Origin of the sequence: Vibrio sp. 10N.222.49.C9 (assembly GCF_041474985.1) — a bacterium.
GTDB classification, from domain to species: Bacteria; Pseudomonadota; Gammaproteobacteria; order Enterobacterales; family Vibrionaceae; genus Vibrio; species Vibrio crassostreae_C.
This window is the reverse complement of sequence record NZ_JBFRVD010000987.1, coordinates 1-307: the sequence shown is the minus strand read 5'-3', so window position 1 is coordinate 307 and position 307 is coordinate 1. Positions and strand designations below refer to the sequence as shown.

Sequence of the window (307 nt, the reverse complement as noted above, 5' to 3'; positions counted from 1 at the left end):
TAGGGTCGTCAATCCAGTCTGCAAAGCACTCTTCCCATTCGGTTTGAGTCATTCGCCAAATAGGGTTGGTTGCCATAATGTCACCGGTACAGTATGGGTAGCCACAACGATCCAATCCGTCACTGACCATCTGAGCAAGGGTCGCGAAGTATTCATCGTGTTTTTCTTTATCGAAGCTGTTGGACAAAATAATGGCGTTATCCTGATCGGTTACAATCAGTTGCTCATCACGTGCCATTGAACCAAGGGCAAGAAAGCAATAGGGCACCGGCGAGGGACCAAGTTCTTCTTCTGCAAGCTCTATGAT

Annotated in this window: 1 protein-coding gene; it reads right to left on the bottom strand. The window is 47.6% G+C overall.

The features are described 5' to 3' along the window. Positions 1–307: DUF294 nucleotidyltransferase-like domain-containing protein (locus tag AB4585_RS26555; RefSeq protein ID WP_372171736.1), on the bottom strand; the 307-nt coding region annotated here is incomplete at both ends.